Origin of the sequence: Stutzerimonas xanthomarina DSM 18231 (genome assembly GCF_900129835.1) — a bacterium.
Taxonomy (GTDB): Bacteria; Pseudomonadota; Gammaproteobacteria; order Pseudomonadales; family Pseudomonadaceae; genus Stutzerimonas; species Stutzerimonas xanthomarina.
Window position 1 is genome coordinate 462011 of the sequence record NZ_FQXA01000003.1, and the last position, 25301, is coordinate 487311.

Below are 25301 nucleotides of genomic sequence, written 5' to 3' on the forward strand. Positions count from 1 at the left end.
ATCAAGAGGGCCAGAGGCCACGACAACTGTATAAGTAGACAGTATTAGAGCATAGGCAAAAACGAGCGCCTAGCCCTCAATCGGATTTTCTCCAGCCGCTAGGCGGATCAATCCGACGAGCGCCGCCTTCACACTCTGCTCACGAACGGCCTGCCGGTCGCCGTCGAACTGAAAACGTCTTGAGTACCGTTCATCGTCGCAGGCCCAGGCCAGCCACACCGTACCGACTGGTTTTTCTGGCGAACCGCCGCCCGGCCCCGCTACGCCGCTGACAGCCACAGCGTAGCGCGCCCCGCTGGCAGCCTGGGCCCCGCGGGTCATCGCTTCGACGACCTCACGGCTCACTGCACCCACTTCGGAAAACAGATGTTCCGGCACGCGCAGCTGACAGGATTTCTGACGGTTGGAATAGGTGACGAAGCCCGCCTCGAACCAGGCCGAGCTGCCGGCAATACGGGTAATGGCCTCGGCAATGCCTCCCCCAGTGCAGGACTCGGCAGTGGTTACTTGGGCCATTTTTTGCTGCAGCACATGGCCCAACTGGGCCGCGAGCTCGGTCAGGGTGGACATGAAAGCTCCCGATGATTATGTCAATCGCTACCTTAGCGCTTGCTTCGAGGGTCTGCCACGCGTGGCCAAACACCGTCGCAGCGGCACGGGCCATGATAACCTTCCCGGTTTATTTCATCTGCGCGCAGTACCCGCAACGGCCGTTACCCGAACGAGATCGAGCCGCGCCGGTACTGTTACCGCACATCGCACCAAGTCGAGCTATATGTCACAAGACCTGTCCCATCACACGCCCATGATGCAGCAGTACTGGAAGCTCAAACGCGAGCATCCTGACCAGCTGATGTTCTACCGCATGGGCGACTTTTACGAGCTGTTCTACGACGACGCCAAGAAAGCGGCCAAGCTGCTGGACATCACCCTGACCGCGCGCGGTCAGTCCGGTGGCAATGCGATCCCCATGGCTGGCATTCCGTTTCACTCTGCCGAGGGCTATCTCAGCCGTTTGGTAAAGCTTGGCGAGTCCGTAGTGATCTGCGAACAGATCGGCGACCCGGCGACCAGCAAGGGCCCGGTGGAGCGACAGGTGGTGCGCATCATCACCCCCGGCACGGTGAGCGATGAAGCCCTGCTCGACGAGCACCGGGATAATCTCCTGGCAGCGGTGGTGGGCGACGAGAAGCTGTTCGGCCTGTCGGTGCTGGACATCACCAGCGGCCGATTCAGCGTGCAGGAGTTTGGCGGCTGGGAAACGCTACTGGCTGAGGTAGAGCGCCTGAACCCGGCTGAACTGATGATCCCGGACGACTGGCCTGCCAATTTGCCAGTCGAGAAGCGCCGCGGCGTACGCCGGCGAGCGCCTTGGGATTTCGACCGTGACAGTGGCTTCAAAGGTCTCTGCCAACAGTTTGGGACTCAGGATCTGAAAGGCTTTGGCTGCGAGCGATTGACGCTCGCTATCGGCGCCGCAGGCTGCCTCCTGACCTATGCCAAGGAAACCCAGCGCACCGCACTGCATCATCTGCGCAGCCTTCGACACGAGCGTCTCGACGAGACTGTCATTCTTGACGGCGCGACCCGGCGCAATCTGGAACTGGACATTAACCTCGGCGGTGGGCGCGAGAATACCCTGCAATCAGTGGTCGACCGCTGCCAGACCGCCATGGGTAGCCGCCTGCTCAGCCGCTGGTTGAATCGGCCATTGCGTGATCGAAGCGTGCTCGAAGCCCGTCAGGACTCGATCACCTGCCTGTTGGAGCACTATCGCTTCGAGCAGATTCAGCCACAGCTGAAAGAAATCGGTGACCTCGAACGCATTCTCGCGCGGATCGGCTTACGCAACGCTCGTCCCCGCGATCTGGCGCGCCTGCGCGACGCGCTCGCGGCCCTGCCGCAGCTTCAGGAAGCTATGACGGAACTGGTCGCCCCTCATCTGATCGAGCTGGCGACCACCATCCGGACCTACCCCGAGCTCGCTGCATTGTTGGCAAAGGCCATCATCGATAACCCGCCGGCAGTAATCCGCGAAGGCGGCGTGTTGAGGACCGGCTATGACACTGAATTGGACGAACTGCAATCGCTGTCGGAGAACGCCGGCCAGTACCTGATGGACCTGGAAACCCGCGAGAAAGCCCGTACCGGGCTGGCCAACCTCAAGGTCGGCTACAACCGGGTGCATGGCTATTTTATCGAGCTGCCCAGCAAACAGGCGGAATCTGCACCGGCCGACTACATCCGCAGGCAAACGCTTAAGGGCGCCGAGCGTTTCATTACGCCGGAGCTCAAAGAGTTCGAAGACAAGGCGCTGTCGGCCAAGAGCCGGGCACTGGCGCGTGAAAAACAGCTCTACGAAGAACTGCTGGAACGGCTCATTGGCCATCTCGCGCCGCTGCAGGACAGCGCCGCGGCGCTGGCCGAACTCGACGTCCTTAGCAACCTCGCCGAACGGGCTCTGACCCTCGACCTCAATCGCCCGCGCTTCGTCGAGCATCCCTGCCTGCAGATCGAGCAAGGCCGCCATCCTGTAGTCGAGCAAGTCCTGCAGACGCCGTTCGTCGCCAACGACCTCAGCCTCGACGACGACACTCGCATGCTGGTGATTACCGGGCCAAACATGGGCGGTAAGTCGACGTATATGCGCCAGACCGCGCTAATCGTACTGTTGGCACAGATCGGCAGTTTCGTTCCAGCCAAGGCCTGCGAGCTGTCTCTGGTCGACCGCATCTTTACCCGCATCGGTTCCTCGGACGATCTGGCTGGCGGACGCTCGACCTTCATGGTGGAGATGAGCGAGACAGCCAACATCCTGCACAACGCCAGCGACCGCAGCCTGGTGCTGATGGACGAAGTCGGTCGCGGCACCAGCACCTTCGATGGCTTGTCGCTGGCCTGGGCGGCTGCCGAGCACCTGGCCAAACTGCGCGCCTACACCTTGTTTGCGACCCACTATTTCGAACTCACCGTACTGCCCGAAAGCCAGACGGTGGTGGCTAACGTGCACCTGTCGGCCACCGAGCACAACGAACGCATCGTTTTCCTGCATCATGTTCTGCCGGGACCGGCAAGCCAGAGTTATGGCTTGGCAGTGGCACAACTGGCCGGCGTGCCTGGCGAAGTGATTCAGCGCGCACGCGACCATTTGTCGCGGCTGGAAACCACCAGCTTGCCCCACGAAACACCGAAGATGGCGCCTGGCCAGCCTGCGCCACCCCAGCAAAACGACCTGTTTGCAAGTCTTCCGCACCCGGTGGTCGAAGAATTGCTCCGGATCAATCCCGATGATATGAGCCCGCGCCAAGCGCTGGACCTGCTATACAACCTGAAAGCGCGTGTCTGACGGCTGCTAAAAAGCTGCTAGAATCGCGCGCATTTTTTGGATATAGGCGGCATTTGCCTGGTGCCGCCATAATCCTGCCGAACGGGGGCGTCATTGCAACGCCACCCGACACGCCCGAGGAGATAGCTAGAAATGACCTTCGTCGTCACCGACAACTGCATCAAGTGCAAATACACCGATTGTGTAGAAGTCTGTCCGGTGGACTGCTTCTACGAAGGGCCGAACTTCCTGGTCATTCATCCGGACGAGTGCATTGACTGCGCGTTGTGCGAGCCGGAGTGTCCTGCCCAAGCGATCTTCTCCGAAGATGAAGTACCGGATGATCAGCAGGAGTACATCCAGCTGAACGCCGATCTAGCGGAAGTCTGGCCGAACATTACCGAGAAGAAAGACTCGCTGCCGGACGCCGAAGAGTGGGACGGCGTGAAGGACAAGCTGCAACATCTGGAGCGCTGAGAGGCGTCCGGACAAAAAAATGCCCGCGCGATGCGGGCATTTTTTATGAAAGCTGCGAATCAGGCGCGATCAACACCCTTCTTCACTGCGTCCTTGACTTCGCCCTTGGCTTGCTGAGCGTCGCCCTTGACTTCCTGGCGTTGGCCTTCGCCTTTCATGCGCTCGTTATCGGTTGCCTCACCCAAGCCTTGCTTGGCTTTGCCGACGGCTTCGTTGAGGTTGCCTTTCACTTTATCTTCAGTACTGCTCATGGCTCATTCCTCTCTGCTTGGGTACGTTCAGTGGACCGAACGCCTCCGATATTAGTTTCGTTTTTCCGAGGAACGGCAAGGCGGAGCCAGTCAGACATTTCGGGCTTTGGCCAGGCGATCGAACAATGGCCGACCGGCGAGATGCAGAAACAGCGGCGCGCCGGCGATGAGATAGAAGTAATAGGTTACGAAACGCCAGATCAGTATGCCCGCCGCCGCCGTGGACTTCCCCACCAAAGGCGCCAGCAAGGCCGCAGAGGCCAGTTCGGCACTACCGGCACCACCCGGCAGCAGGCTCAGTTGTCCGGCTGTCAGCGCCAGCAGCTGCACGATAAAGGTCCAGGCCCAGGCCAGCGAGCTGCCAAGCCCTAGCAAGGTCAGGTACAGCACGCTATAGCGCAGCAGCCAATGCAGCGTGGTCAGGATGAACACCCCGAGCAGGATCGACCGCGGCAACCGGAAACACTCGAGCAATGCATTGCGAAAACTCAACACCTTTCTGGCCCAGCTACGCCGACGCGTACGCTTCACACCCAGTCGACCGACCAGCCAGCCGTTGATCAGAAATACCTGCCGATGAAAGCGGCCAAGCAAAGCAAGTAGCACCATTAAGCCGATCAGCAGTGCCGCACTAAAGCCAAGCAGGCTGGCGATATAGCTGTTCAGCGAATGGGTGACCGCATAGATGAGCACACCCACCAGCGCACAGGCGAAAAACAGCAGGTCGGTCAGCTGCTCGACCGCATAGGTCGCGGTACCCTTGGCGGGCGGCACGCCATGGCGCAGCAACAGCGCCATCATCGTCAACGGACCACCGGCGCCGCCCGGCGTAGCACAGATGGCGAACTCCGTTGCGATCACGATGCCCAGCGCACGATGCTGTCCCAAGCGGCGACGGCCAATGAGCAAGCGCAGCCGGAGCGCATTCAAATACCAGCCAAATACGATCATGCCAAGCATCGTCAGTAGCAAGCCTGGGGAAAAACTGCGTAACCGCTCGAACAAGCCACTGCCGCCGAGCAAAATCGGCACCAGGGCGGCCATCAGCAAAGCGCCAGCGAGCAACCACCAGCGACGACTCATGCCGCGGCGCTCGAAGTCAGTACGTGGCGATCAAGCCAGTCTATTTTCGTCACTGGCTCGCGCCCGTCTGCGAGCAACCGGATCAACAGATCCAGCCAGTACTGACGCGAGAACGGATGGCGCATATCCACCGGATGCAAACCGAGCCGCAACACCGGCGACCGCTGGTACCGATGGAGCATTCGCTCGCTGAGCAGCCGTGACATACCGCGGCGCCATGCACTTCGAGCACTCCAGACCAGGCCGGGCGCGTCTATGGCTTGGTAGTCGGGCAGCAAGTAAAAGTGGCCAGGGTCGCTGGTATAGGTCAGCCCAGTCGCAGCCAACGCTTCTCGAGCCCCCGACCCCAAAAGCCAGGCAGGCGCCACGAAGCCATACAGGGGCCACTGGTTGCGTTCGAACAGTTCGATTCCATGCCGCAAACGCCTGGCAGACTCTTCGCGGCTCAGCGGGTAGAACTCGCCTTCATGGGTGAAGACGCGGCGCATAAACCAGTCACGTGGCGTGCGCGGTTCAGGCGCCTCATCGGCGTGGTAGCACCCATGCAGGATCAGCTCATCGCCACGTGCGAGTCGCCCATCCAGCAAACGTCGGAATTCCACATGATCATCGAGCCGGTTGCGGCGGTGGAAATTCGGCACCACGAGCCACGAAATCGGTATCTGGCCCAGCGCGTCGACCGCTTCGACGAAGGGCCGGTAGTCCGGCCATGTCTCTGGCGCCACGTCATGCAGCACCAGCATCAGGCTGCGCTCAGCCATGCACGGCGACCGGCAATTCCGCCGTGCCCAATACCGCGTGATAGTGCGCCAACAAGCCGGCGACCACAGCATCCCAAGCATGGTGCGCCTCGACATGCTGACGGGCTTGCATGCCGAGTAATCGCGGATCGTCCTCGAACAACTCTCGTACGGTCTGCGCCATCGCTGCGGCGTCCAACGGGCGGCAGAGCCGACCGGTATGGAACGGCACCAGTTCAGGTAATGCGCCAGCGCGTGCCGCGATTACGGGTATCCCACTGGCCATGGCTTCGAGCGCTACCAGGCCGAACGTCTCCTGGTTTCCGGCGTGCAGCAGGACGTCGCTGCTGGCCATGTAGCGCGCCACCTCCGCGGCAGGACAAAACCGGTCGATCACTGACACGTTGGACGGCACGCGATGCGGCATACCGGAACCTACCAGCAGGAGATGGTAGGGCTCACCCAAGCGCCGTGCGGTGTCCAGCAGTACATTGAGGTTCTTTTCTCGTGATCCGCGTCCTGCGAAAATCATCAACCGCGCATCGTCGGCAAGGCCCAGTTCGCGGCGGACCTGAGGGTCACGCAAACTCGGCCGAAAGGTATCCAGATCAACACCCAACGGCTGCACATAAACATTATCGACGCCCAGCGATGTCAGCTTCTCTGCCATGACGCGACTCGGCGCCAGTACCCGGTCGAAGCTGCTGTACAGCCTGGAAACGTAGCCGTTCATGTTGGTGCCCAGCCATCGGCCGATACGGTTGCTCACCAGCAATGGCAAATCCGAGTGGTAAAAGCCGATTACCGGCACGTCCAGACGCCGACCGGCGTCGAGAGCAGCCCAGGCTGTCATGTAGGGGTCCCCGACCTCGATCACGTCAGGGCGCAGAGAGCGCAGCTGATTACGCCAAGGAGAGCGCCGTATGGGAAACCGATAGCCCTTGCCGAATGGCAGGGCGGGTGCCGGAATTTGATAGATACCCGCGTTGTGACTATAGCGCTCACCCGGAACCAGGATGCTATGGCGAACTCCAGCATATAGCTGCAAGCGCCGGTGTTTGGCCTCGAGATAAGTACGCACGCCGCCGCTAGCAGGTGCGTAGAACATGGTCATATCGGCGATGTGCAAAGTGGAGCGTCTCCGTTAGGTCTCGATGCAAAACCTTCGGAGCCGGTTTCAGTTAGCCGTGAGCGGCGACCCTTGGCAGGCCCGCAGCCAGACCACCACCCGAAAGATTCTGCAATGAAATCAATGGACCACCGGTCCGGACAGTTGTTCGCCGTCGCATCTGCGCTATCTGCTCACTAGCCGTCGACACGCTTGTCACCGTCATCTTTACCCTCTGTAGAGGCATGTTCGATCACCGCATTCAGCTCAGCACCGAAGAGCAGAACCGCCGCTGATATGTAGAAATAGAGCAACAGCACAATTACCGCCCCGATGCTGCCGTAAGTCGCGTCATAGTTACCGAAGTTCTGCACATACAAGCCAAAGCCGGTGGACGCGGCAATCCACACGATCACAGCCAGTACCGAGCCTGGTGTGATGAAACGGAACTCTTGCTCGACGTCGGGCGTGACGTAATAGAGCACTGCCACCACCAGCATCATCAGCACCACCACCACTGGCCAGCGTAGCCAGGTCCACAGCGTGACGACGATTGCCTTTAAGCCGACCTGATCAGCTAGCCACTCGATAACTTGCGGGCCGACGACCATCAGCGCCGCAGTGGCCAGCAGAATCAGCGCCAAGCCAATCGTGTATACAACCGAAAGTACAACCAATTTCCAGGTCGGTCGTCCTTCCTTGACGTCGTAGGCCTTGTTCATGGCGTTCATCAACGAGCGAACTCCGACCGAGGCCGACCACAACGCCACGAGAATACCGAAGGAAAGGAAACCGCCTTTTTTCTCCTGCATTCCGTCAATAACAGGGTTGACCAAGTCCAACGCATCGGGGGGCAACACCAGTGCAACCTGTTCGCGAAGCCAGGTAAAAAAATCCTGCAGATCCAGCAGGCCCAGCAATGCAATCAGAAATAGCAAAAAGGGAAACAACGAAAAAATCGCTCGGTATGCCAGAGCCGACGCGTAGGTGGTCATGTCGTCGTTGCTGAAATCCTTGAAGGTGCGTTTCAACAGCTCGAAGCTGCCGATGCCACGCGTATTCAGCATTGCCATTCCCCTTTTCGCTCTGAAAAAAGCCGAAGCCGTTAATCGTCGGACGACCCTCGGTTGCAAGAGTTCGCCTTCCGCGATGAGCGAGACGACGTAGAGCCTGTCTAGCACGCGATGCGCCCACCGGCTTAAGCACGACGGGCGCATGGCGGAGGAACTTTCCACGCTGTTGACGCTCTTGATGGAGTCGCCAATTCAGTCCAACGCTGACTGAAAGCGACTGCATACAGCTGCCAGGTCCGAACCGCTTAATCAGCGCGTTTGACTTGACCAGCAGTAGCAACCCGGACGCCAGCCATGGCTTTTGTCGCGATTAGCGGCCGCAGGAGCATTGAATGAAATCGGCCTACGCCACGGACGCACCCCACCCTGGAATGAAAGCCGACCTCGTCAAATACGCCCGACTCATATTGACCAAAGGCAGCGGCGCTGGCGCTACGCTTGGCCTGAATATCCTGTTGGCGCGGCTGTTGGTGCCCGAGTTGGCCGGTACGGTGTTCTTTTGCGTGGCGCTGGGCATCTTCCTGTCGCTGCTCGCCCGGCTGGGCCTCGACATTGCTTGCCTGAAAAATATCTCCTCCTTGCACGAAGGCCAGCAGCGCAAGTACTTCGACCGAGCCTTGATGCTCTCGGCACTGATGAACATACCTGCATTCCTGATCGGCCTGCTGGTGGTGTATTTCTCCGAGACCACGCAGGCCTATTTCGTCCACGCCGCCGTCCTGTTTGCGGTTACTGCACTTGGCCTGTCACTGCTGAGCATCGCCAGCGAGACCTTGAAGGCCAAGCACAAGACCAGCGAGGGCCTGTTCTGGCAAACGGCTGTCCAGCCTGCGCTAACGCTTCTGCTGGTGGCGATCACCGGCAGCGACCTGACGACCGTAGTGGCCTGCTTTGCGTTCAGCTTCGCGCTGGCCATTCTCGGATCGATCTGGCGTGCCCGAGCCAGCCTCCCCCGCTCAGGAACCGAGGCTGCGCTGGGCTGGCGAGAAATGCTCATCCTCTGCATACCGCTGATGCTGATTGCCGTCATGAACAGCATCATCGAGCTGTCCGACACGCTGCTACTCGGCGTGCTGCGCTCAGCCAGTGAAGTCAGCATCTATTACATCGCAGCCAAGATCGCCGCGCTCTCGACCACGCTGCTGTTCATCATCAACGGCACCATCGCCCCGGACATCTCCAAACGCTGGGCGCAGAACGACCGCGCTGGTGCGTTCGCTATTGTCCGCAAATATTCGCGCTTCATGCTGGCGCTGGCACTGATGATCCTGCTCGCCATCGGGCTGCTGCGCGAATACATCCTTGCCGTGTTCGGCCCCGAATATCGCGAGCAGGGCATCTATCCATTGCTGGTACTCGCCATCGGCTATTTCTTCGTCCTGGCCGCAGGCCCGCTGGGCATCTTCATGACCATGACGGGCAATCACCGTCGTTACTTGCACAACAACATCGCGGCCTGCGTGATCAACGTCGCGCTAAACCTGATCCTCATTCCGCGCTACGGCGTCAACGGCGCCTGCTTCGCGACCGCCGTGGCGCTGGCGATCAAAAACACCCTGCTCTACGTGCAGTTCAAGAATATCGAAAGGAGTCCGACGCCATGACTGACCGGGTAAACGTAATCGCCTACGGAGCCTATGACCGGCACAACTATGGCGATCTGCTCTTTGCAATTGTCCTCAAGCGTTACCTGGAAGCGGATGGTCGCTTTTCGGTACTGATCGCTGCGACCAAAAAATCCAATCTCTCCAGTTATGGTGCGCTGCCGACCATCCCGCTGAAAAAAGCGCTGGACGCCACCCGTCAGCAGCCGAAAACGATGCTCATCGTGGCGGGCGGCGAGTGTCTTACGGCGCAATGGGAAAGCATCATCGGCTACCTCGCACCGCAGGCGATCTACTACCCGATCAAGGCCAGCCCCTATCTGATCGGACACAAAGCCTTCATCCGCCTGAGCCGTCTGTTCACGTCGATTCCTTCGGACATCCCGCTGGTCCTGGGCGAACGTGACCTGCCAGGCTACAAGGTGATGTACAACAGCGTCGGTGGTAACGAGATCAGCCGGAAGAAGCCGCTGATCCATGACGCGATCAAACGCAACCTCAAAGACTGCACCTATGTGTCGGTACGTGACCGGGAAACATCGGCCGAACTGGACAAGCTCGGTGTCGAACACAACCTGGTGCCAGACAGCGCCATTCTCATCTCCGACATTTTTCCGCAGCCGACCGAGCCTGCCGAACCCGGCCATATCGTTTTCCACATCTCTGACCACCATGCCAAGCGCCGCATCGAGGCGATCGCTCAGCAACTGACCGAACTCAACGTCAATACCGGTCTCAAGATCGCGCTGCTCACCATCGGCAAGGCACCCGGCCACTCGGACGACGAACCGCTCGACAAACTGCATAGCCTGCTCGGCGACGAGCGTGCCTACCGTGTCGACAGCGGCAACATCGACGACATCATCCGCTGCATCGCCACCAGCAAGCTCTATTGCGGCACCAGCCTGCACGGCGCGATCACCGCGCTGGCCTACGCCGTTCCGCAAATCGCCTTGCTGCCACAGCGCGTGATCAAACTGTCGAGCTTTCTTGAGACCTGGGTACCCAAGCAGTCGTGCGGCTTTGCAGAAGTCCCGCAGATCAGCCAGATCGGCACCAACCTGATCAGTGTGTTTGGCGACAGTCAACGGGCCGAACTACGCGCTGTAGTCGAAGCCATGAAGGGCCGTGTGCGGGCTAATCTCGATCATATGGTCGAGCTCTACGATGCGGCACCCGCTCGCGGCGAGGCGCCACGAAATGAACAACACAAGCCGGAAGCTGTAGCCGCGAACTGAATCAACCTGCCGCGCTAGAAGAAAGAGAAGCCCGCAATCATCAGGGTGTGTGAAAACAACTGCGCTCGGTCACGCTGCGTTTTCACAGGCTCTGAATCACGCGGGCTCTGGGGCCATCAGCGCCATCAGGCGCTCAACTAGCGGCCCGTCATCGCGTTGGCTCGTGCCGTGTGGAGCTTCTTGTAGCTGTCGACCAGCCGCTGATGCCGATCGAGCCCTTCGAGCTTCATGCTGGTAGGCGTCAAGCCAAAGAAGCGCACGCCGCCATCCAACGAGCCGATCACCGCATCCATCCGGGCATCGCCAAACATCCTGCGGAAGTTGGACTCAAAATCGTCCAGTTGCAGATCCTCATCCAGCTCCACTTCCAAAACTGCGTTCAGGGCCTGGTAAAACAAGCCACGCTCGACGGTGTTGTCGTTGAATTGCAGGAAGGCTTCAACCAGCTCTTTGGCATCCTCGAACCGTTGCAGGGCGAGATAGATCAACAACTTCAACTCAAGAATGGTCAGCTGACCCCAGGCGGTGTTGTCGTCGAATTCAATCCCGATCAGCGTCGTGATGTCGGTGTAGTCATCCAGCTCGCTTTCTTCCAGACGCTCAGCAAGTGCAGCCAAACCTTCATCGTCGACGCTGTGCAGATTCAGGATATCCGCACGGAATAGCAGCGCTTTGTTAGTGTTATCCCAGATCAGATCCTCCACCGGATAGATCTCGGAATAGCCAGGCACGAGGATGCGGCAGGCCGTTGCGCCCAGGTCTTGGTAGATTGCCATATAGGCTTCCTTCCCCATCGCCTCAAGGATGCCGAACAAGGTTGCAGCCTCCTGGGCGTTGGCGTCGTCGCCTTCGGCAGTGAAATCCCATTCAACGAAATCGAAGTCTGCTCTGGCGCTGAAAAAGCGCCACGACACCACACCGCTTGAATCGATGAAATGTTCCACGAAGTTGTTCGGTTCAGTCACCGCGTTGCTTTCGAAGGTCGGCTGGGGCAAATCGTTGAGCCCTTCGAAACTGCGACCTTGCAGCAACTCCGTGAGGCTGCGCTCCAGCGCGACTTCAAAGCTGGGGTGAGCACCGAATGAGGCGAATACGCCTCCGGTACGTGGATTCATCAAGGTCACGCACATCACCGGAAACTGTCCGCCCAGCGATGCATCTTTGACCAGCACCGGAAAGCCCTGCTCTTCCAGCCCCTGGATACCTGCAACGATTCCGGGAAATTTCGCCAGCACCGCTTGCGGGACATCCGGCAGCGCCATCTCCCCTTCAAGAATCTCCCGCTTCACCGCCCGCTCGAAAATCTCAGACAGGCACTGCACCTGGGCTTCCGCCAGGGTGTTGCCAGCACTCATGCCATTGCTGAGATACAGGTTCTCGATCAGGTTGGAAGGGAAATACACCACCTCACCGTCCGATTGGCGTACATAAGGCAAGGCACAGATGCCTCGCTCCACATTGCCAGAGTTGGTGTCGTATAAGTGCGAGCCGCGTAAATCGCCGTCTGGGTTATAAATATCCAGGCAGTACTCATCGAGTATTTCAGCCGGCAACGCATCTTTACGGCCAGGCTTGAACCAACGCTCGTTCGGATAATGGACAAACTCGGCATTGGCAATGTCTTCACCCCAGAACTGATCGTTGTAGAAGAAATTGCAATTAAGTCGCTCGATAAATTCACCCAGTGCCGACGCTAACGCGCTTTCCTTCGTAGCGCCTTTGCCGTTGGTAAAACACATCGATGAATGGGCATCGCGAACATGCAGCGACCAGACGTTGGGCACGATATTGCGCCACGAGGCGATTTCGATTTTCATGCCAAGATCCGCCAGGACGCCGGACATATTGGCGATAGTCTGCTCAAGTGGCAGATCCTTACCGGCAATATAAGTGCTCGACTCTGCCCCCGTTCCGGGCAGCAGTAACGCCTGGGCGTCAGCGTCCAGGCTCGCGACTTCCTCGATGACAAATTCAGGTCCGGTTTGCACTACTTTCTTTACAGTACAGCGTTCGATTGAACGCAAGATGCCCTGGCGGTCCTTGTCGGAAATATCCGAAGGCAACTCGACCTGAATTTTGAATATCTGGTTATAACGATTTTCCGGATCGACAATATTATTCTGCGACAACCTAATATTTTCAGTTGGGATACTGCGGGTCTGGCAGTACAACTTGACGAAATAGGCTGCGCATAATGCCGAGGAAGCCAGAAAGTAATCGAAAGGACCCGGTGCCGAACCATCACCCTTGTAACGAATCGGTTGATCGGCGACCACCGTGAAATCATCAAACTTGGCTTCTAGCCGGAGATTATCGAGAAAATTAACCTTGATTTCCATGCGGGATTACCAGCGCAATACATTTGATCGCTATTATCCGGCTTCCAGACGAGAAGTCTTATCCTTTTCCCGATAGGGCTCGGCAAACAGCCGCTTTTTTCCGCGTCTGACCAACGACCTAACGTAGTGTGCCGCGCCATTACCGTTAGGAAATGAAAAAAGCCCGCATCGCTGCAGGCCTTGATTTCATTGGTGCCGGTGAGAGGAGTCGAACCCCCGACCTTCGCATTACGAATGCGAGGGTGTCTGGATACCCTCGCATTTACGAATCTTTACGGACCTATACATAGCGCGACCTGAAGGCTATTCTAGGCTTAACGGGGTTACACCGAAATATCCTCATTTCGACCAAATACGTAACCCCAGCGTAACCCCAGAATCGGCAAGGAAGGCATGCCCAGCGCAACCCATATTGCATTCAGCAAAGAAAGGCTGTTGGCGCTACCGCCGTCCGAGGCCGGTAAGCGTGCCACTTATCACGACACTAAAATTCAGGGCTTACAGCTTCGAGTGTCGCCGAGTGGGGTCAAGACGTTTTCAATTTATCGACGCATGAAAGGTGGCCAGCCTGAGCGCGTTACCCTTGGCCGATTCCCAGCAATGACTGTCGAGCAGGCGCGCAAACAGGCCACTGCCGTTAATGCCGAAATCGAAGCAGGCGGGAACCCAGCAGCCGCCCGTCGAGCTATCCGGGAGGAGCAGACTTTCGGCGAGGTGTTCGATGATTTTCTCAAGAAGAAGCGCAAGCGCGACGGCACACCACTCGGCGAACGTACCAAGCGGGATTATTCGGATGTGCTGCGCCTGTATCTAGAGCCGATCAGAGGTAGAAGGCTGTCGCACATCACCCGCGCGGATATCAAAACAATCCACGCTAAGGTTACGAAAAAAAGCGCGGCACAGGCCAATCGCGCACTCGCCGTCGTTTCTTCGGTGTTCAGCTACGCCGCGGATATGGAGTTGTTCGAGGGCATCAGTCCGGCGATCCGCGTTCAGAAAAACCATGCGCCATCTCGCGACCGCTTCGCTCAGGCAGTTGAACTACCTTATTTATTCGAAGCCATCGGCGAGTCGAGCTTGAGCGACTTTTTTCTCCTGGCGCTATTAACCGGCGCGCGACGCTCAAATGTCCAGGCGATGGCCTGGCGCGACCTTGACCTCGACGCCCGCGTCTGGCGCATCGGCATGACCAAGAATGGCACGCCGCAAAACGTTACCCTGTCGCCTGAAGCTGTGTCCGCACTCAAAGCCCGCAAGCGCACCACCGGCACGTCGCCTTTCGTCTTCCCCGGCGAAGGCAAGACCGGCCACCTAGTCGAGCCGAAAAAGGCATGGGCTGCCGTCCTGCTGCGCGCCAGCCTGCGCCGCCTCCTCGACCACCTGGAAGGGATAGGCAAGCTGACCACCGAGGAGCGCCAGCAGGCTGACCAACGGGTTACGGCCGCGCCAGCCGCCGCAGCGAAGCGTTACCGCGCCAGCGCCGACGCCCTGGAAATCGACCCGGCGATCTATGACATGACCGACTTACGGATTCACGACCTGCGCCGCACTCTTGGGAGCTGGCAGGCCAAGACCGGCGCATCTCTGGCAATCATCGGAAAATCCCTCAACCACAAGACCCATCAAGCCACCGCCATCTATGCGCGGCTTGATCTTGATCCGGTGCGGCAGTCCGTCAACACAGCAACACAGGCCATGCTTGAAGCGGCCGGCATCAAACAGCCCGCCGAAGTGGTAAAGCTACCCACAAAACTCAACTCGTAAAATAGACCACCAACCTGACTAACTTATCGGTCTGCCTAGGTTCGTACCCGAACAACGGGCACCCCACTCGCCCGGCTGGTCGATCGATCCGATAATTGAGATTACTTGGAGCAACGTGTAATGAGTGACGACGGAAAGGAAGCACCAGCACCGGGCTTAGGTTTTCACACCCTTCAAGCTAAAAAATACCGCATGGAGCAATTAGCCAGGCCAAGCCATTGGAGCCCCGGCGTAAGAGTTAAATCGGCTGAAGAATATGACCGGTACGCGGATCATCTCGCACGGGAGTTACTCGCAACCTGTACTCCCGAGCACATGGCTGTCATAGCAGCCCAGCACATGATTTATTCGGATGAGTTGAAGTGCTTGCTGGAAGAAGATAAGACCGATCTGGACAAGGTATTTAAAAGCTTTTTTAAGATTACGGTTCAGACATCAACCATGACCGCAATGACCGCAGTTGAGGCGTATCGAAAGCATTCTGCTGAGAAGCGAGCGGCCGGTGTCCGTGCGCGGAAAGTGGAAGTGATGGCTCTTGCCCGAAAGATTGCCGCCGAGAAGTGGCGTAATGATATCGACCAGGAATTCAAGATTGGAAAAATGGCTGAAATGGTATTCAGCGACCTGAAAGAGACCAAGTACTGCAAATTGGTGAGCAGCGCTGGTGCCGTTAAGAGATGGATCAAACCTGAAGCACCATACTTTGCAAGCCAGCCAGGGCCAGGATGAAGTGGAGGTCACAGGCCAGGAAGATATCGCTGATCTGACAGTCGTAACGAATGATCAAACACTCGTAACGATAGGATTTTTTCTACCGCCCGCTTTTTCACAGCATGACTCCGCCAAATCACACTTGATGGAGTCGCATACATGTCTACCACCCACGTCTCAGATTTTGCGGAGCTAAAGGCTGAGATTGTCGCGCAGATTGCCGCCCAGCTCGGCTTCGATCCCAAGCACCCTCCGTCTCAGGTCAGCGACAAACAGGCCGCTGAAGTATTGGGTGCTAAAACAACCACCTTGGCTGTCTGGCGCTCCACCGGCCGTTACAACCTTCCGTTTGTGAAAGTCGGCCGCCTGGTGCGTTACCGCGTATCGGACCTTGCTGCGTTCCTGGCGCGTCGCACTACTGGCCATACCGGCGAAGTGTGCTAATGAAAATGCCTACTCCGCTTAAAGCTCCCAGCAACACTATGAGCATCCTGGCGTACTTCCTCACAGACGCCAGTTTGAACGGTATTGAGGCAGAGCCCCTTGGGGACCACTGCTTGAACAGCACTACCGCTGAACTGGCGAACCGCCACGGCGTCACCTTCAAGCGCATGCCGGAGAAAGTGCCTAACCGCTGGGGCAAGCCTTGCCGCGTCATCCGCTACAGCGTTCCCGCCACCGAGCGGGAACACGCTAACGCCATCTTGGCGACTCTGAAACGTAACGCGCCCTCCAACCGCGAGGACTAACCCATGCCGAAATCACCAATCCGCCGCAAGGCCGGGACGCCCTCGGCCGTTCTGAAAAAGGTCACTGCCTGGCTTCGCTACCACCCGATGAGTACCGATGTTGTTGGGCTGAGCGTTATTGCCGTGATCCTCATTTGGGGTTATTTCAAATGATCGAAGCCTACTTTCATGCTGCCATGCAAGCTGTCCATGGCCCGCTTCACTGGCTGCCCAAAGCGGACGGCCAGATCCACCGCTACCACGTCCCTGGTGACCGCGCAGGCACTCGCAACGGTGCTTACGCACTTTATTCGGACGGAATTGCATCGGGCTGGTTTGGGAGTTTCAAAGAAACAGGCGGTTCCACATGGCATACCTGGAGCAGCCGTAAGCCTTCCTCCCCCTTCGAGCTCGAGTCAATCCGTAAGCGTGTCGAGCAGGCCCGCCGTCAACGGGAAGCGGAGCAGCATCACCGCCAGCAGCTTGCTGCGGCCAAATCGATGCGACTGTATGCGCTTGGGATGCCGGCCCAGTCCAATCATCCCTACCTGGTAACCAAGGGTTGCCAGCCGCACGAGCTGGGCCAACTGGATGCAACCCTGCTGGTTCCGCTGTACCACGAGCGCAAGCTGGTCAACCTTCAACTCATCCGCACGGACGGTACCAAGCGCTTTATGTTTGGTGGACGTGTGGCTGGGGCGCACAGCCCTATAGGCCAGGTGGCCCCTGGCAAACCTATTTATGTCTGCGAAGGCTGGGCGACAGGCGCCACGATCCACGAGCACACCGGTGCCGCCGTGGCCTGCGCAATGAACGCCGGCAACCTGCTGGCTGTCGGTCAGCAGTTGCGCCGCATTTACCCTAACAGTCCTTTGGTCATTGCCGGCGATGACGACCGCCAGACCAAGGGCAATCCGGGGCGCAGCTCCGCGGAGCGTGCCGCCGAACAACTCGGCTGCGGCGTTGTGTTCCCGCCATGGAGCGGCGCTGAACCGATAAGTCTTTCCGACTTCAACGACCTGAAAAACTGGCAGGAGGGGTACTAATGGAGCCGTTCCTAATTCCTGATCCGAGCTACCCCGAACCAACGCCGCTGTTGCCTGAAGTGGAAGCGGCCGTTCCTTATCCGTTGGAAGCCTTGGGCGATGTATTGGGAGGTGCTGCCGCTGCCATTGTGGAAGCTGTACAAGTGCCTGCGGCGCTTGCGGCACAATCGGTCCTTGCGGCCGCTGCGATGGCGGCACAGCCTCACGGTAACGCCGTCCGGGATGGGCAGCCGATCCCTCTGTCGCTGTTTGTGCTTACCGTGGCGGAGTCTGGCGACCGCAAGTCCGCTGCTGACCGCTTGGCATTGCGCGCCCACCACGATCGACAGAGCGCGCTTTTGGAGCTCTATAGCGCTGAGCAGAAGGAGTATCGGGATCAGCGAGACGCGTATCAGTGCGCACGCGTTGCGATCCTGGAAAAGGCGAAAGCCAACCCCGCGTCCGCTGCTGCTGGGCTGGACAACTTGCAAGAACCCGAGCCGCCTCCTCTGCCATTCATCCTAATTGAAGAACCCACCTTGGAGGGACTGCAAAAGTCGCTGCTTCGTGGATACCCGTCGCAAGGGCTCTTCAGCGATGAAGGCGGGCAGTTTTTTGGAGGTCACGCCAACAAGCCGGAAAACATGCTCAAGAGCGTTGCAGGTCTTTCGAAGCTGTGGGACGGCGCACCAATCACCCGCACCCGTGCCGCCGAGGGCGAGAGCGCATCACGCAGCGGTTGCCGTCTGAGCGCCCACCTCATGATCCAACCCGTCGTTGCGAATAAGGTATTGGGGGACCCGATACTGCGCGGGCAGGGGTTTCTTGCCCGATTCTTGGTTGCATGGCCGCAGTCTTTGGCAGGTACTCGCTTTTATCAACATGCGAACCCAAATCAGGATCCTCGCTTGCTGCGGTATTGGGGGCGCATGACTGATCTGCTGCTCCGTGAGCCGCCCAAGAACGATCGCGGCGAGCTCGAACCGGCTGAGCTGACGATCGACGCTGACGCGAAAATTGTGTGGATCGAAGCACACGATGCCATCGAGGCGAAGTTGGGCCGAAATGGCAACCTCCAAGACATCAAGCCAACAGCCGCCAAAGGTGGAGAAAACATTCTGCGCATTGCTGGCGTGCTTGCCATTGCCGAGAGGGCTAAAAGCCTAACCCGCTCCATTATTGAGCGAGCCTCCATGCTGGTGAGTTGGTATCTGGGCGAGGCACTGCGCCTGGCTTACCCCGCGGGCACGGATCCGCTGTTACAGCAGGCGCAAAAGGTAATCGACTGGCTGATCGAAAACCACTGGCAAGCTTTCGACGCTAGGACGTTACAGCGGCTAGGACCGGCCGCTGCCCGAGTGAGCGCCCAGCATCGAAACGCACTGCTTACCCTACTGGTAGAACACGACTATCTGCTAGCCGAAGGGCGTAATCGGTACCGCGTCAATCCGGTCGCGACAACCGCGACAGATGCGACATCCCACGTAAACCGAGACACAGGCAGCTGCGACACGCTTGCGACAGCCAGCGACAAACCCGCCGATTTCGGAACCATGTCGCAACCTGTCGCTGACCTGTCGCAACACTGCCCGCTAGCAAATACGGCAGCTGTCGCAGTTGTCGCGAATGTCGCAGCACTCAAAAACCAAAACCTGGAGCAACACTAATGAAAAAAGAAATCCAAGCCGAGCCTCGCAGTAAGACACCTAGCAACATGACCGCCGCACAGCAAGTAATGAACCCGGAGCTTCTAAGTGCCTCCGTGATAACAGCCTGCCATAGTCTCGATAACTCCCAAATCGCAGGGTACGTCACCGAACTGAAGCAGCAAGCTAGTGCAATCCACGCTGATGATATGTCGCGGCCTGAAACCATTTTGATTGCCCAAGCCCACGCGTTGGATGGGCTCTTTGCCAATCTCGCTAATCGTGCGTATTCCGTTAAGTCGCTAGATGTGATGGAGCGTTACATGCGTCTGGCGCTGAAGGCGCAGAACCAAACGCGTACCACACTACAGACCCTGGCAGAGCTTAAAGCGCCGAAGCAGGTCGCTTTCGTACGACAAGCGAACATCGGTAACCAAGTACAGGTGAACAATGGGACCGTGCCCACGCGCGCACGTGAAATCCAAAATGAGCCAAACGAACTATTGGAGATTAAATATGGCGAACGGCTGGACACCCGAACGGCGAGCGCGCCAAGCGGCGCTGATACAACAATGGAGACCGTGGGAACAAAGCACCGGCCCTGCGAGCGCTGAAGGCAAATCCCGCGCCTCACGCAATGCCTGCAAAGGGGGGATTCGACCGCAACTACGAGAGCTGAGGCAGATACTCCGGGATCAGGAACAGCTGCTACGTAGCCTTCAGTAGCGATGCGTCCGCCAGCTGACTGCGGACGCCCTCCTCAACCCCAATCATAGCGACGCTCAAGGTACTTAGAGATCCGGGCGTCGTTTCTGGCTACGGCGACGCGCCATTTCACTCAACCCTACTCCACGTCCAAGTTTGCATCGTCCATTGATAGGGGCGAATGCTACCCCGGCAGACGTGGCGTCGAGCGCCTTACCGTGGTCAACACAGAGCTTGTTAATGAATGGACGAAGTCGCCGTTGTCGTCCAGCTGTGCCATCTGCTCTACCGTCAGATCAGGCAGCAGAGCTACCGCTTCGGCAAGCGTCGCCCCGCTCCTAAGCGCTTCCAAGGAGTCCTGTTCCGCTTTGCTCATAGCCATCGTTGCGTGACCCCGATCTGTTAAGTGAACTGATAGGTGAAAACCAATTAGGCGCGGAGCTATAAGGTCAACGAATCCGCTTATCTAACTCAACATTTAGGCGCGACGTCAGCTACTAGAGAACCCTCTAGGTCATAGGCCTTGTCTGTCAGTAGCACATTGAGCCGAGTGCCATCGCAGGTGATTGTTAGCTGGCCGCCGCAACCTGGGTGCTCAAAACCGACAAGCTCAGGGAGAGACTCCGGGTCGAAGTAGTTGGCTTGGTGAGGCGGCAGACTCAGGCAATCCTCAGACCCACAGCGCAGGCAGCGTGCCCGGCTAACTCTTTCGGACAATGCCTTGCGAGTCTGCCGATATTCGGCCAGCGCTTCTGCTGCCGATTTGACTGAGTACTCTAGGTTTGTTTGCTTTATGCTTTTTTTAGCCGGGAACGGCCACCAGCGCTTTCGGGGTGGGATAGCCCCGAGCACCTCACCAAGTTCAGCCTGTAAGGCTTCCAGCATTCCTTGACGCTCCAGCTCGCCCTCAGCATCTGGTAACACTTCAACTACCCCAAGGTTACTACAGGCGTGACACCAGCCCATTGCAACACGCATCGGTACCTTGAGTACCCCACACAGATAATATCTGTAGCCCCAGGTACCTGAGTCCCAGTGGCTAAGATCGCACGCAGTACATCTGTAAGTAGCGACTGGGATCGACATGATTGGACTTTCCTGGACGACTGAGTTGGCTTTTGCTCGGTTTCACTGCTGTGTGCGGCCTCGGCGGCACAGTTTCTCCGACACTTCGGTTTGGCCCCTTTCTCTAAGGTTGCCACTGGTGTAGTAACCAGACAAAGCTGCAAATTTCTTACTGACAGGTAGCTGGTACGCAAAGAGACGGTACGCAGTGAGGTACGCACGGAAATCACAGCTAAACAGTGACGTCGCGATGGTTAGAACCGAGGCTAGCGCGCAAATCAAGGCAAGAGAGTGCCACGCTGGCGATGCTACGGGTTAACACGACGTGGTTAACAAGCAGTTAACACGCTTTTCGCTGTTTCCGAGCGGGGGGCCATTGAGGCCCAACGCCTGGTTACAGGCATGGTTACGCCGGAATCAGAGCTAAAAACCTGCAGGCGATTGACGAGAGCCTACTACGGTAGCGGAGGCAACTCTGATGATGGGTTAGCAACCTGTACCGCCGAGACCATCTTGAATAATAAAAACATGGGCGGACGTGGTCGATCATTAGGAGGCTCGTTACAAATGGATTGCTGATAGCTCGCCGCGACTGGCGGAGATCGGCCCAAAAGCTGCCAATCCAAGTGTGTGAATAGGAAAACACGAGCGACCGCGATATCTCGTATGGTGTTAGTCTTGGCTACCGACACCACTTGAGCCTTTGCGCCTTTGAGCCTGAGCCTTTTTACACTTTGAGCAACCCTGAACAAGATCTTCCGTAATCTGGTAGTAGTAAGGAATATAAATTTCTAACCCGCAACTTCTTATCGAATCGAAAGAAAGTACTTTTGTAATAATTTCCTTACCATCGAGCATGACCTCCTTATCAGCAACCAAAATATCGCTAAGAGGCAAACCCTCAGGATTGTAAATTCTGACATCACCCGGCTGCCTTTCATATGCCTCAAAATTATCGCCCGGCTTGCTATACGCTAGATCTGTAGCTTTGATCCAGTTAATTGGCTCGGCAGTCTGACACCAAGTAATTAATTCCCCTAGCTTCTCAGGTGAAAAGATTCTGGGATAGTCCCCATGCTCCTCGCAGTGTCCAAACTCTGCAAAATTACCAAAGCTATACTCGTATGAGTAGTCACCCGCTGTTAATGGCAGCCTAAAATATTGATGAGGAAATGCTTCTTGCGTCCGGGTTTTATTAAGCAAATTGAAGATAATCTCATACAACTGATATAGACAGTATCCTTGGCGATCCGGGATCCCATAAAGCTCTGAGCAGCACCTCCCTTACTGTACCAACATCCCTTGGGTGCTTTATATCTTTTGATATCTCATAATCGCGCAGCATTTTATTCTGCAGATTTATAAATTCTCGTTCCAACCCATAAAATTCTTTATCCTTAGAACGAAGCTTGTTTGCTCGCAAGGCTTGGTTTGAAAGCCATTCTTTAGTGCGTGCCTCCCGGCTGGCAAAATCAGCCCGGTCTTGTTTCTGTGCGACGGTTAGTCGCCTTCTCTTTCCTGGAATCTCCGACATACAACCTGACCTCCTTAGTTAGTAAGGCAAATTAGTACCAGAAGAGGTGTCAAAGCATATTATTACAGAGAGTTAGTGACTGCTTGGACGCTTCAATGCTGATTCAAACCGGACTTTGTGCCCTGGTTAGCCATACGTAAGTAGATACCAGCTCGCAGCAACTGCTTGAGAAGCTTTAGGTATTGACTTCGAGATCGATAATCATCTGATTGCCATCAAGACTTCAGTATCCCGAAAGCCATTTTCTCAACGTTACGGCTGTATTTGCTTTGGCATCCAGCACCATCCACAACTCATTCTCGTACCCTGAAAGCTTTCCCCAGACGATTCGGTGATACAAGCCGAGATACTCCCAACTCGTCCAGTTGTCATCGCGGGTGCTGTCCGATGCTGGAAATAGGGCAATGTTCACCAAACCCTTGTCGCCATCAGCAATGCCCAACTCCCAGGGAACCCATCGACTGTCCTTACTGTTCTCAGTCGTCAGCAGAACAAAGCGTCTTGTCTGACTAATGCGCTGCTTAAGTAGGGCCGCTGTTTCTGCCGAGGTATAGGGTGGCATTTCAGGATCAATCTCATCGATATAGACCCGTGCTCCATGGTTGTGAAGCACCTCCATTGCTCCCCCTAGTAGCTCTTGATCTTTACTGGAGTGCGATAGGAATGTGCTCGTGCCACTGCTTGAGGCATTGGATTTAAAAAGCTGTTCGCGGCTACTTTGCGATCTATTTGCCGTAAAAGCTAGAAGCTCAGCCCTGGTAACGTTCCTTGCCATCGAATCCTTTCCTAACTTGGGGACACTCAGGTAGCACGAGCTATTCGGTCGATGATTTCAAACACCACGGAAACGAGCTTGTGCCGCCCTTCTTTGCTAGCCAGGAGTCCTGGATCAGAAAGTGTTTGCAGCTCTTTATCCGTAGGCCTTACAGCGTTCTGACCCGATGAGGAGAACTCAGACCCCAACAGCAGATCACTAATTTTCTGCGCAGCGCCCCCAGCCCCCCCCACAGGAAGCAGAAACACTCCTGCATCCTTGGCAATCTCATACTCCTGCATAACTCCTTGAGCGACCTCCAACTTGTCGACGGCCAACTTCGCACCGCCGATGAAAATAGCTATGCCGGCTTGTCGCGCAAGCTCATGTCGAAGCGCAGCCCATTCTTCGTTGTTGGGCTGTGCTCCCGCCAAGGGTTGAGGAAAAGGTCTGGCGATGAGCCTCCGATCCAGATCCCAACCACCGCCTTGCCGCAGAGCGCCCAAGAAGCCCGACAACGACGCGGATCCAACCAACAGGCCTGCACCGGTCACCAGGTGGCGCCCTGTTTCACCGATCTGCCGGCCAATGTCTTCAGCCAGCGCATGGATGTTGGCTGAATCGGAGCCTCCCCGCTCAAGAGGCCAGCTACCACTCACCCAGATTCGGCGGGCCGCGATTCGCTTCTCAATTTGACGCAGAAGCGCCGGGATCTCGGCATAGTCGCTGACCTCCACCGCCAGCAAGCCATAGCGTTTCAAATCCTTCGCCCACAGCTTGTGCTGTGCATTGCGCGCTGCGAATTCCCCTTCGGTCGCGAAGTCTGCCTTCTGCGGCGCACGCACAATGGCGAAGTGTTCAGGCGGCGCATCGGTGAAGCTTTCCCGAATCAGCGATAGGACATGTCGAACATTAGGGTCGGTAAAGCTGATGCCGATGAACAGCATGGACATGCTGGTGAGGTGCGCTTGAAACAACGGCAGGTACTGGCCTCGTTTTGAGCGGAACAGTTCGTAGTCGTCCGTAGAAATGACAACGTCGTCAAGGCGATCTACAGAGCCATGCATCTTGTAGAGCAGCGCTGCACCAGGCGTCACCCTAAGGGCGAGATCACTGGGGCTGGATATGGGATTCAGCGGGCGGCTAATGGATGCAAACGCACGCTCTATCAACCGGTCGTAGTTGGTCGTCCAGATATGTCTGACCGGTAGCCGCGAGATGATCTCAACCGTCTCAGGGATAGGTTTGTCAGGGCCTATCTCACCCCTAATGACATTCCGGACGCGTGAGGCACCACCGTTTTCTAGGATGCTCCATTGAGCCAAGGCCGCCAAGTCGTGGACGTTCTTCGAATCAACCTCAAGCTCTACAGCTATGTCACTGAGCAGCTCTGACCAAGAAGGGTAACCCGCCGCCATTGAGACGCCAGCACCAACGAAAATCGCCCCCACGCCATCGTTCAGCGCATCCGCGTATTCAGTGAGGAATCGGTTCAAGGCCGCTTTAGTCATGGTCAGCACTCGTCAAATGCGCGGAGATTGTCCCAGACATCACGGCTTGTAATTGTTCCGGATTGCAATGGCATCTTCGATCCACTGCTCGATGTTTGCCTGAATAGAGGCATAGACTGCTTTACTGTCGGCCCCAACTGGCGTGATCAACTGGGCGTAGCTCGAAAGGCTCACCGTACCGTTCTTCAGCGCGACCTGATCGAGAGGATTCGCCCCCGCCGTCGAAGAATTTCCATTGGCATCGAGAAGCTTGTTGATGCGAATGGCCACGACGCCCTTACCGGCGTTCCAGCCCTTGATGATTTCCTTCACCACCCATGGACGGCTTGCGGTCTCGGAACCCACCAGTACGACTAGACAGGACTTCCCTACCAGGCTGCCATCAATCCACTTTTCAATTGCTGCACTGCCCTTTTTCTTGACCTCTTCCCACTCGTTCGGTGTATAGAGTTTTTGACCATCCAATGCACCGATATTTCGAACTTGCTGGGTGCGCCAAAAATCATTCCTATAGTGGAAACTGAAGAATACATTCCTTGCCATTGCATAGCTCCTGCTTGAGGTACGGACGACTTAGTGCTCGATACGATAGAACCTAGCTGATTGGGAAGAGCGAATCT

At 57.0% G+C, this 25301-nt stretch carries 25 protein-coding genes; 13 read left to right on the forward strand and 12 right to left on the reverse strand.

Features of this window, described 5'->3' with window-relative positions; translation table 11 throughout:
* Positions 1-69: 69 nt before the first annotated feature.
* Positions 70-570: a CinA family protein gene (locus BUE09_RS10165; protein ID WP_073300872.1), complete on the reverse strand. Its 501-nt coding sequence runs from the start codon at positions 568-570 to the stop codon at positions 70-72.
* 205 nt (positions 571-775) lie between these two features.
* On the opposite strand from BUE09_RS10165, the gene mutS reads away from it, so the two are divergent.
* Complete coding sequence (mutS, locus tag BUE09_RS10170) at positions 776-3346, forward strand: DNA mismatch repair protein MutS (protein WP_073300873.1); 2571 nt, start codon at positions 776-778, stop codon at positions 3344-3346.
* 132 nt (positions 3347-3478) lie between these two features.
* Positions 3479-3802 (forward strand): ferredoxin FdxA, encoded by a 324-nt coding sequence (gene fdxA / locus BUE09_RS10175; protein WP_019342347.1) that lies wholly within the window; start codon positions 3479-3481, stop codon positions 3800-3802.
* 59 nt (positions 3803-3861) lie between these two features.
* Here fdxA and BUE09_RS10180 read toward each other — a convergent pair whose 3' ends face one another.
* The 5 genes from BUE09_RS10180 to BUE09_RS10200 all read right to left on the reverse strand — a co-directional run bounded on the left by BUE09_RS10180 (position 3862) and on the right by BUE09_RS10200 (position 8057).
* Positions 3862-4053, reverse strand: coding sequence for a CsbD family protein (locus tag BUE09_RS10180; protein WP_073300874.1), 192 nt, complete (start codon positions 4051-4053; stop codon positions 3862-3864).
* A gap of 90 nt (positions 4054-4143) precedes the next feature.
* Positions 4144-5136 carry a glucosaminyl phosphatidylglycerol flippase gene (gpgF, locus tag BUE09_RS10185; protein ID WP_073300875.1) on the reverse strand — a complete coding sequence of 331 codons (993 nt, stop codon included), beginning with the start codon at positions 5134-5136 and terminating at the stop codon, positions 4144-4146.
* Positions 5133-5897, reverse strand: coding sequence for an N-acetylglucosaminyl phosphatidylglycerol deacetylase (gpgD, locus tag BUE09_RS10190; protein ID WP_073300876.1), 765 nt, complete (start codon positions 5895-5897; stop codon positions 5133-5135). Before gpgD ends, gpgF begins: the two co-directional genes overlap by 4 nt.
* Positions 5890-7005 carry an N-acetylglucosaminyl phosphatidylglycerol synthase gene (gpgS, locus tag BUE09_RS10195; RefSeq protein WP_073300877.1) on the reverse strand — a complete coding sequence of 372 codons (1116 nt, stop codon included), beginning with the start codon at positions 7003-7005 and terminating at the stop codon, positions 5890-5892. The genes gpgD and gpgS overlap by 8 nt, the downstream gene beginning before the upstream one ends.
* A gap of 176 nt (positions 7006-7181) precedes the next feature.
* Positions 7182-8057 carry a YihY/virulence factor BrkB family protein gene (locus BUE09_RS10200; protein WP_073300878.1) on the reverse strand — a complete coding sequence of 292 codons (876 nt, stop codon included), beginning with the start codon at positions 8055-8057 and terminating at the stop codon, positions 7182-7184.
* A gap of 332 nt (positions 8058-8389) precedes the next feature.
* Between BUE09_RS10200 and BUE09_RS10205 the strand changes: the two genes are divergently transcribed.
* Positions 8390-9661: an oligosaccharide flippase family protein gene (locus tag BUE09_RS10205; RefSeq protein WP_073300879.1), complete on the forward strand. Its 1272-nt coding sequence runs from the start codon at positions 8390-8392 to the stop codon at positions 9659-9661.
* Positions 9658-10899 carry a polysaccharide pyruvyl transferase family protein gene (locus BUE09_RS10210; RefSeq protein WP_073300880.1) on the forward strand — a complete coding sequence of 414 codons (1242 nt, stop codon included), beginning with the start codon at positions 9658-9660 and terminating at the stop codon, positions 10897-10899. The genes BUE09_RS10205 and BUE09_RS10210 overlap by 4 nt, the downstream gene beginning before the upstream one ends.
* Before the next feature lie 137 nt (positions 10900-11036).
* Here the strand turns inward: BUE09_RS10210 and BUE09_RS10215 are convergent, their stop codons facing one another.
* Positions 11037-13238 (reverse strand): OsmC domain/YcaO domain-containing protein, encoded by a 2202-nt coding sequence (locus BUE09_RS10215; protein WP_073300881.1) that lies wholly within the window; start codon positions 13236-13238, stop codon positions 11037-11039.
* A 393-nt stretch (positions 13239-13631) separates the two neighbouring features.
* On the opposite strand from BUE09_RS10215, the gene BUE09_RS10220 reads away from it, so the two are divergent.
* From BUE09_RS10220 to BUE09_RS20255, 9 genes are all read left to right on the forward strand, one after another.
* Positions 13632-15002, forward strand: coding sequence for a tyrosine-type recombinase/integrase (locus tag BUE09_RS10220; RefSeq protein WP_073300882.1), 1371 nt, complete (start codon positions 13632-13634; stop codon positions 15000-15002).
* 120 nt (positions 15003-15122) lie between these two features.
* Complete coding sequence (locus BUE09_RS10225) at positions 15123-15731, forward strand: hypothetical protein (RefSeq protein ID WP_073300883.1); 609 nt, start codon at positions 15123-15125, stop codon at positions 15729-15731.
* Between the two features lie 141 nt (positions 15732-15872).
* The gene (locus BUE09_RS10230; protein ID WP_073300884.1) at positions 15873-16157 is read left to right on the forward strand and encodes a helix-turn-helix domain-containing protein; all 285 of its coding nucleotides are present in this window, start codon (positions 15873-15875) and stop codon (positions 16155-16157) included.
* 113 nt (positions 16158-16270) lie between these two features.
* The gene (locus BUE09_RS20630; protein WP_231975573.1) at positions 16271-16462 is read left to right on the forward strand and encodes a hypothetical protein; all 192 of its coding nucleotides are present in this window, start codon (positions 16271-16273) and stop codon (positions 16460-16462) included.
* A 3-nt stretch (positions 16463-16465) separates the two neighbouring features.
* Complete coding sequence (locus BUE09_RS20385; protein WP_167369781.1) at positions 16466-16615, forward strand: hypothetical protein; 150 nt, start codon at positions 16466-16468, stop codon at positions 16613-16615.
* Positions 16612-17487, forward strand: a complete 876-nt coding sequence (locus BUE09_RS10240; RefSeq protein ID WP_073300886.1) for a toprim domain-containing protein — start codon at positions 16612-16614, stop codon at positions 17485-17487. Before BUE09_RS20385 ends, BUE09_RS10240 begins: the two co-directional genes overlap by 4 nt.
* A 59-nt stretch (positions 17488-17546) precedes the next feature.
* The gene (locus BUE09_RS10245; RefSeq protein ID WP_231975593.1) at positions 17547-19133 is read left to right on the forward strand and encodes a YfjI family protein; all 1587 of its coding nucleotides are present in this window, start codon (positions 17547-17549) and stop codon (positions 19131-19133) included.
* Entirely contained in the window at positions 19133-19726 is a 594-nt protein-coding gene (locus tag BUE09_RS20635; RefSeq protein ID WP_231975572.1) for a hypothetical protein, read from the forward strand. Before BUE09_RS10245 ends, BUE09_RS20635 begins: the two co-directional genes overlap by 1 nt.
* Before the next feature lie 335 nt (positions 19727-20061).
* Entirely contained in the window at positions 20062-20223 is a 162-nt protein-coding gene (locus BUE09_RS20255; RefSeq protein WP_156889444.1) for a hypothetical protein, read from the forward strand.
* A gap of 1331 nt (positions 20224-21554) precedes the next feature.
* On the opposite strand, the gene BUE09_RS20480 is transcribed toward BUE09_RS20255, so the two are convergent.
* From BUE09_RS20480 to BUE09_RS10285, 5 genes are all read right to left on the reverse strand, one after another.
* On the reverse strand, positions 21555-22106 hold the full coding sequence (locus tag BUE09_RS20480; protein ID WP_073300891.1) for a hypothetical protein: 552 nt from the start codon (positions 22104-22106) through the stop codon (positions 21555-21557).
* On the reverse strand, positions 22099-22416 hold the full coding sequence (locus tag BUE09_RS20485) for a hypothetical protein (RefSeq protein WP_197675244.1): 318 nt from the start codon (positions 22414-22416) through the stop codon (positions 22099-22101). Before BUE09_RS20485 ends, BUE09_RS20480 begins: the two co-directional genes overlap by 8 nt.
* Positions 22417-22639: 223 nt before the next feature.
* A complete protein-coding gene (locus tag BUE09_RS10275) occupies positions 22640-23191 on the reverse strand; it encodes a toll/interleukin-1 receptor domain-containing protein (RefSeq protein ID WP_073300892.1) in 552 nt (183 codons plus the stop codon).
* A gap of 26 nt (positions 23192-23217) precedes the next feature.
* Positions 23218-24681: an SIR2 family protein gene (locus tag BUE09_RS10280; protein ID WP_073300893.1), complete on the reverse strand. Its 1464-nt coding sequence runs from the start codon at positions 24679-24681 to the stop codon at positions 23218-23220.
* A 39-nt stretch (positions 24682-24720) separates the two neighbouring features.
* Positions 24721-25224 carry a TIR domain-containing protein gene (locus BUE09_RS10285; protein ID WP_073300894.1) on the reverse strand — a complete coding sequence of 168 codons (504 nt, stop codon included), beginning with the start codon at positions 25222-25224 and terminating at the stop codon, positions 24721-24723.
* Between the last annotated feature and the right edge of the window lie 77 nt (positions 25225-25301).

Bases quoted from the DNA above. Each gene is read 5' to 3' on its own strand.
- BUE09_RS10165 (WP_073300872.1), bottom strand. From the start codon at position 570: ATGTCCACCCTGACCGAGCTCGCGGCCCAGTTGGGCCATGTGCTGCAG.
- mutS (WP_073300873.1), top strand. From the start codon at position 776: ATGTCACAAGACCTGTCCCATCACACGCCCATGATGCAGCAGTACTGG.
- fdxA (WP_019342347.1), top strand. From the start codon at position 3,479: ATGACCTTCGTCGTCACCGACAACTGCATCAAGTGCAAATACACCGAT.
- BUE09_RS10180 (WP_073300874.1), bottom strand. From the start codon at position 4,053: ATGAGCAGTACTGAAGATAAAGTGAAAGGCAACCTCAACGAAGCCGTC.
- gpgF (WP_073300875.1), bottom strand. From the start codon at position 5,136: ATGAGTCGTCGCTGGTGGTTGCTCGCTGGCGCTTTGCTGATGGCCGCC.
- gpgD (WP_073300876.1), bottom strand. From the start codon at position 5,897: ATGGCTGAGCGCAGCCTGATGCTGGTGCTGCATGACGTGGCGCCAGAG.
- BUE09_RS10200 (WP_073300878.1), bottom strand. From the start codon at position 8,057: ATGGCAATGCTGAATACGCGTGGCATCGGCAGCTTCGAGCTGTTGAAA.
- BUE09_RS10205 (WP_073300879.1), top strand. From the start codon at position 8,390: ATGAAATCGGCCTACGCCACGGACGCACCCCACCCTGGAATGAAAGCC.
- BUE09_RS10210 (WP_073300880.1), top strand. From the start codon at position 9,658: ATGACTGACCGGGTAAACGTAATCGCCTACGGAGCCTATGACCGGCAC.
- BUE09_RS10215 (WP_073300881.1), bottom strand. From the start codon at position 13,238: ATGGAAATCAAGGTTAATTTTCTCGATAATCTCCGGCTAGAAGCCAAG.
- BUE09_RS10220 (WP_073300882.1), top strand. From the start codon at position 13,632: ATGCCCAGCGCAACCCATATTGCATTCAGCAAAGAAAGGCTGTTGGCG.
- BUE09_RS10225 (WP_073300883.1), top strand. From the start codon at position 15,123: ATGAGTGACGACGGAAAGGAAGCACCAGCACCGGGCTTAGGTTTTCAC.
- BUE09_RS10230 (WP_073300884.1), top strand. From the start codon at position 15,873: ATGTCTACCACCCACGTCTCAGATTTTGCGGAGCTAAAGGCTGAGATT.
- BUE09_RS20385 (WP_167369781.1), top strand. From the start codon at position 16,466: ATGCCGAAATCACCAATCCGCCGCAAGGCCGGGACGCCCTCGGCCGTT.
- BUE09_RS10240 (WP_073300886.1), top strand. From the start codon at position 16,612: ATGATCGAAGCCTACTTTCATGCTGCCATGCAAGCTGTCCATGGCCCG.
- BUE09_RS20635 (WP_231975572.1), top strand. From the start codon at position 19,133: ATGAAAAAAGAAATCCAAGCCGAGCCTCGCAGTAAGACACCTAGCAAC.
- BUE09_RS20255 (WP_156889444.1), top strand. From the start codon at position 20,062: ATGGACGAAGTCGCCGTTGTCGTCCAGCTGTGCCATCTGCTCTACCGT.
- BUE09_RS20485 (WP_197675244.1), bottom strand. From the start codon at position 22,416: ATGTCGGAGATTCCAGGAAAGAGAAGGCGACTAACCGTCGCACAGAAA.
- BUE09_RS10275 (WP_073300892.1), bottom strand. From the start codon at position 23,191: ATGGCAAGGAACGTTACCAGGGCTGAGCTTCTAGCTTTTACGGCAAAT.
- BUE09_RS10280 (WP_073300893.1), bottom strand. From the start codon at position 24,681: ATGACTAAAGCGGCCTTGAACCGATTCCTCACTGAATACGCGGATGCG.
- BUE09_RS10285 (WP_073300894.1), bottom strand. From the start codon at position 25,224: ATGGCAAGGAATGTATTCTTCAGTTTCCACTATAGGAATGATTTTTGG.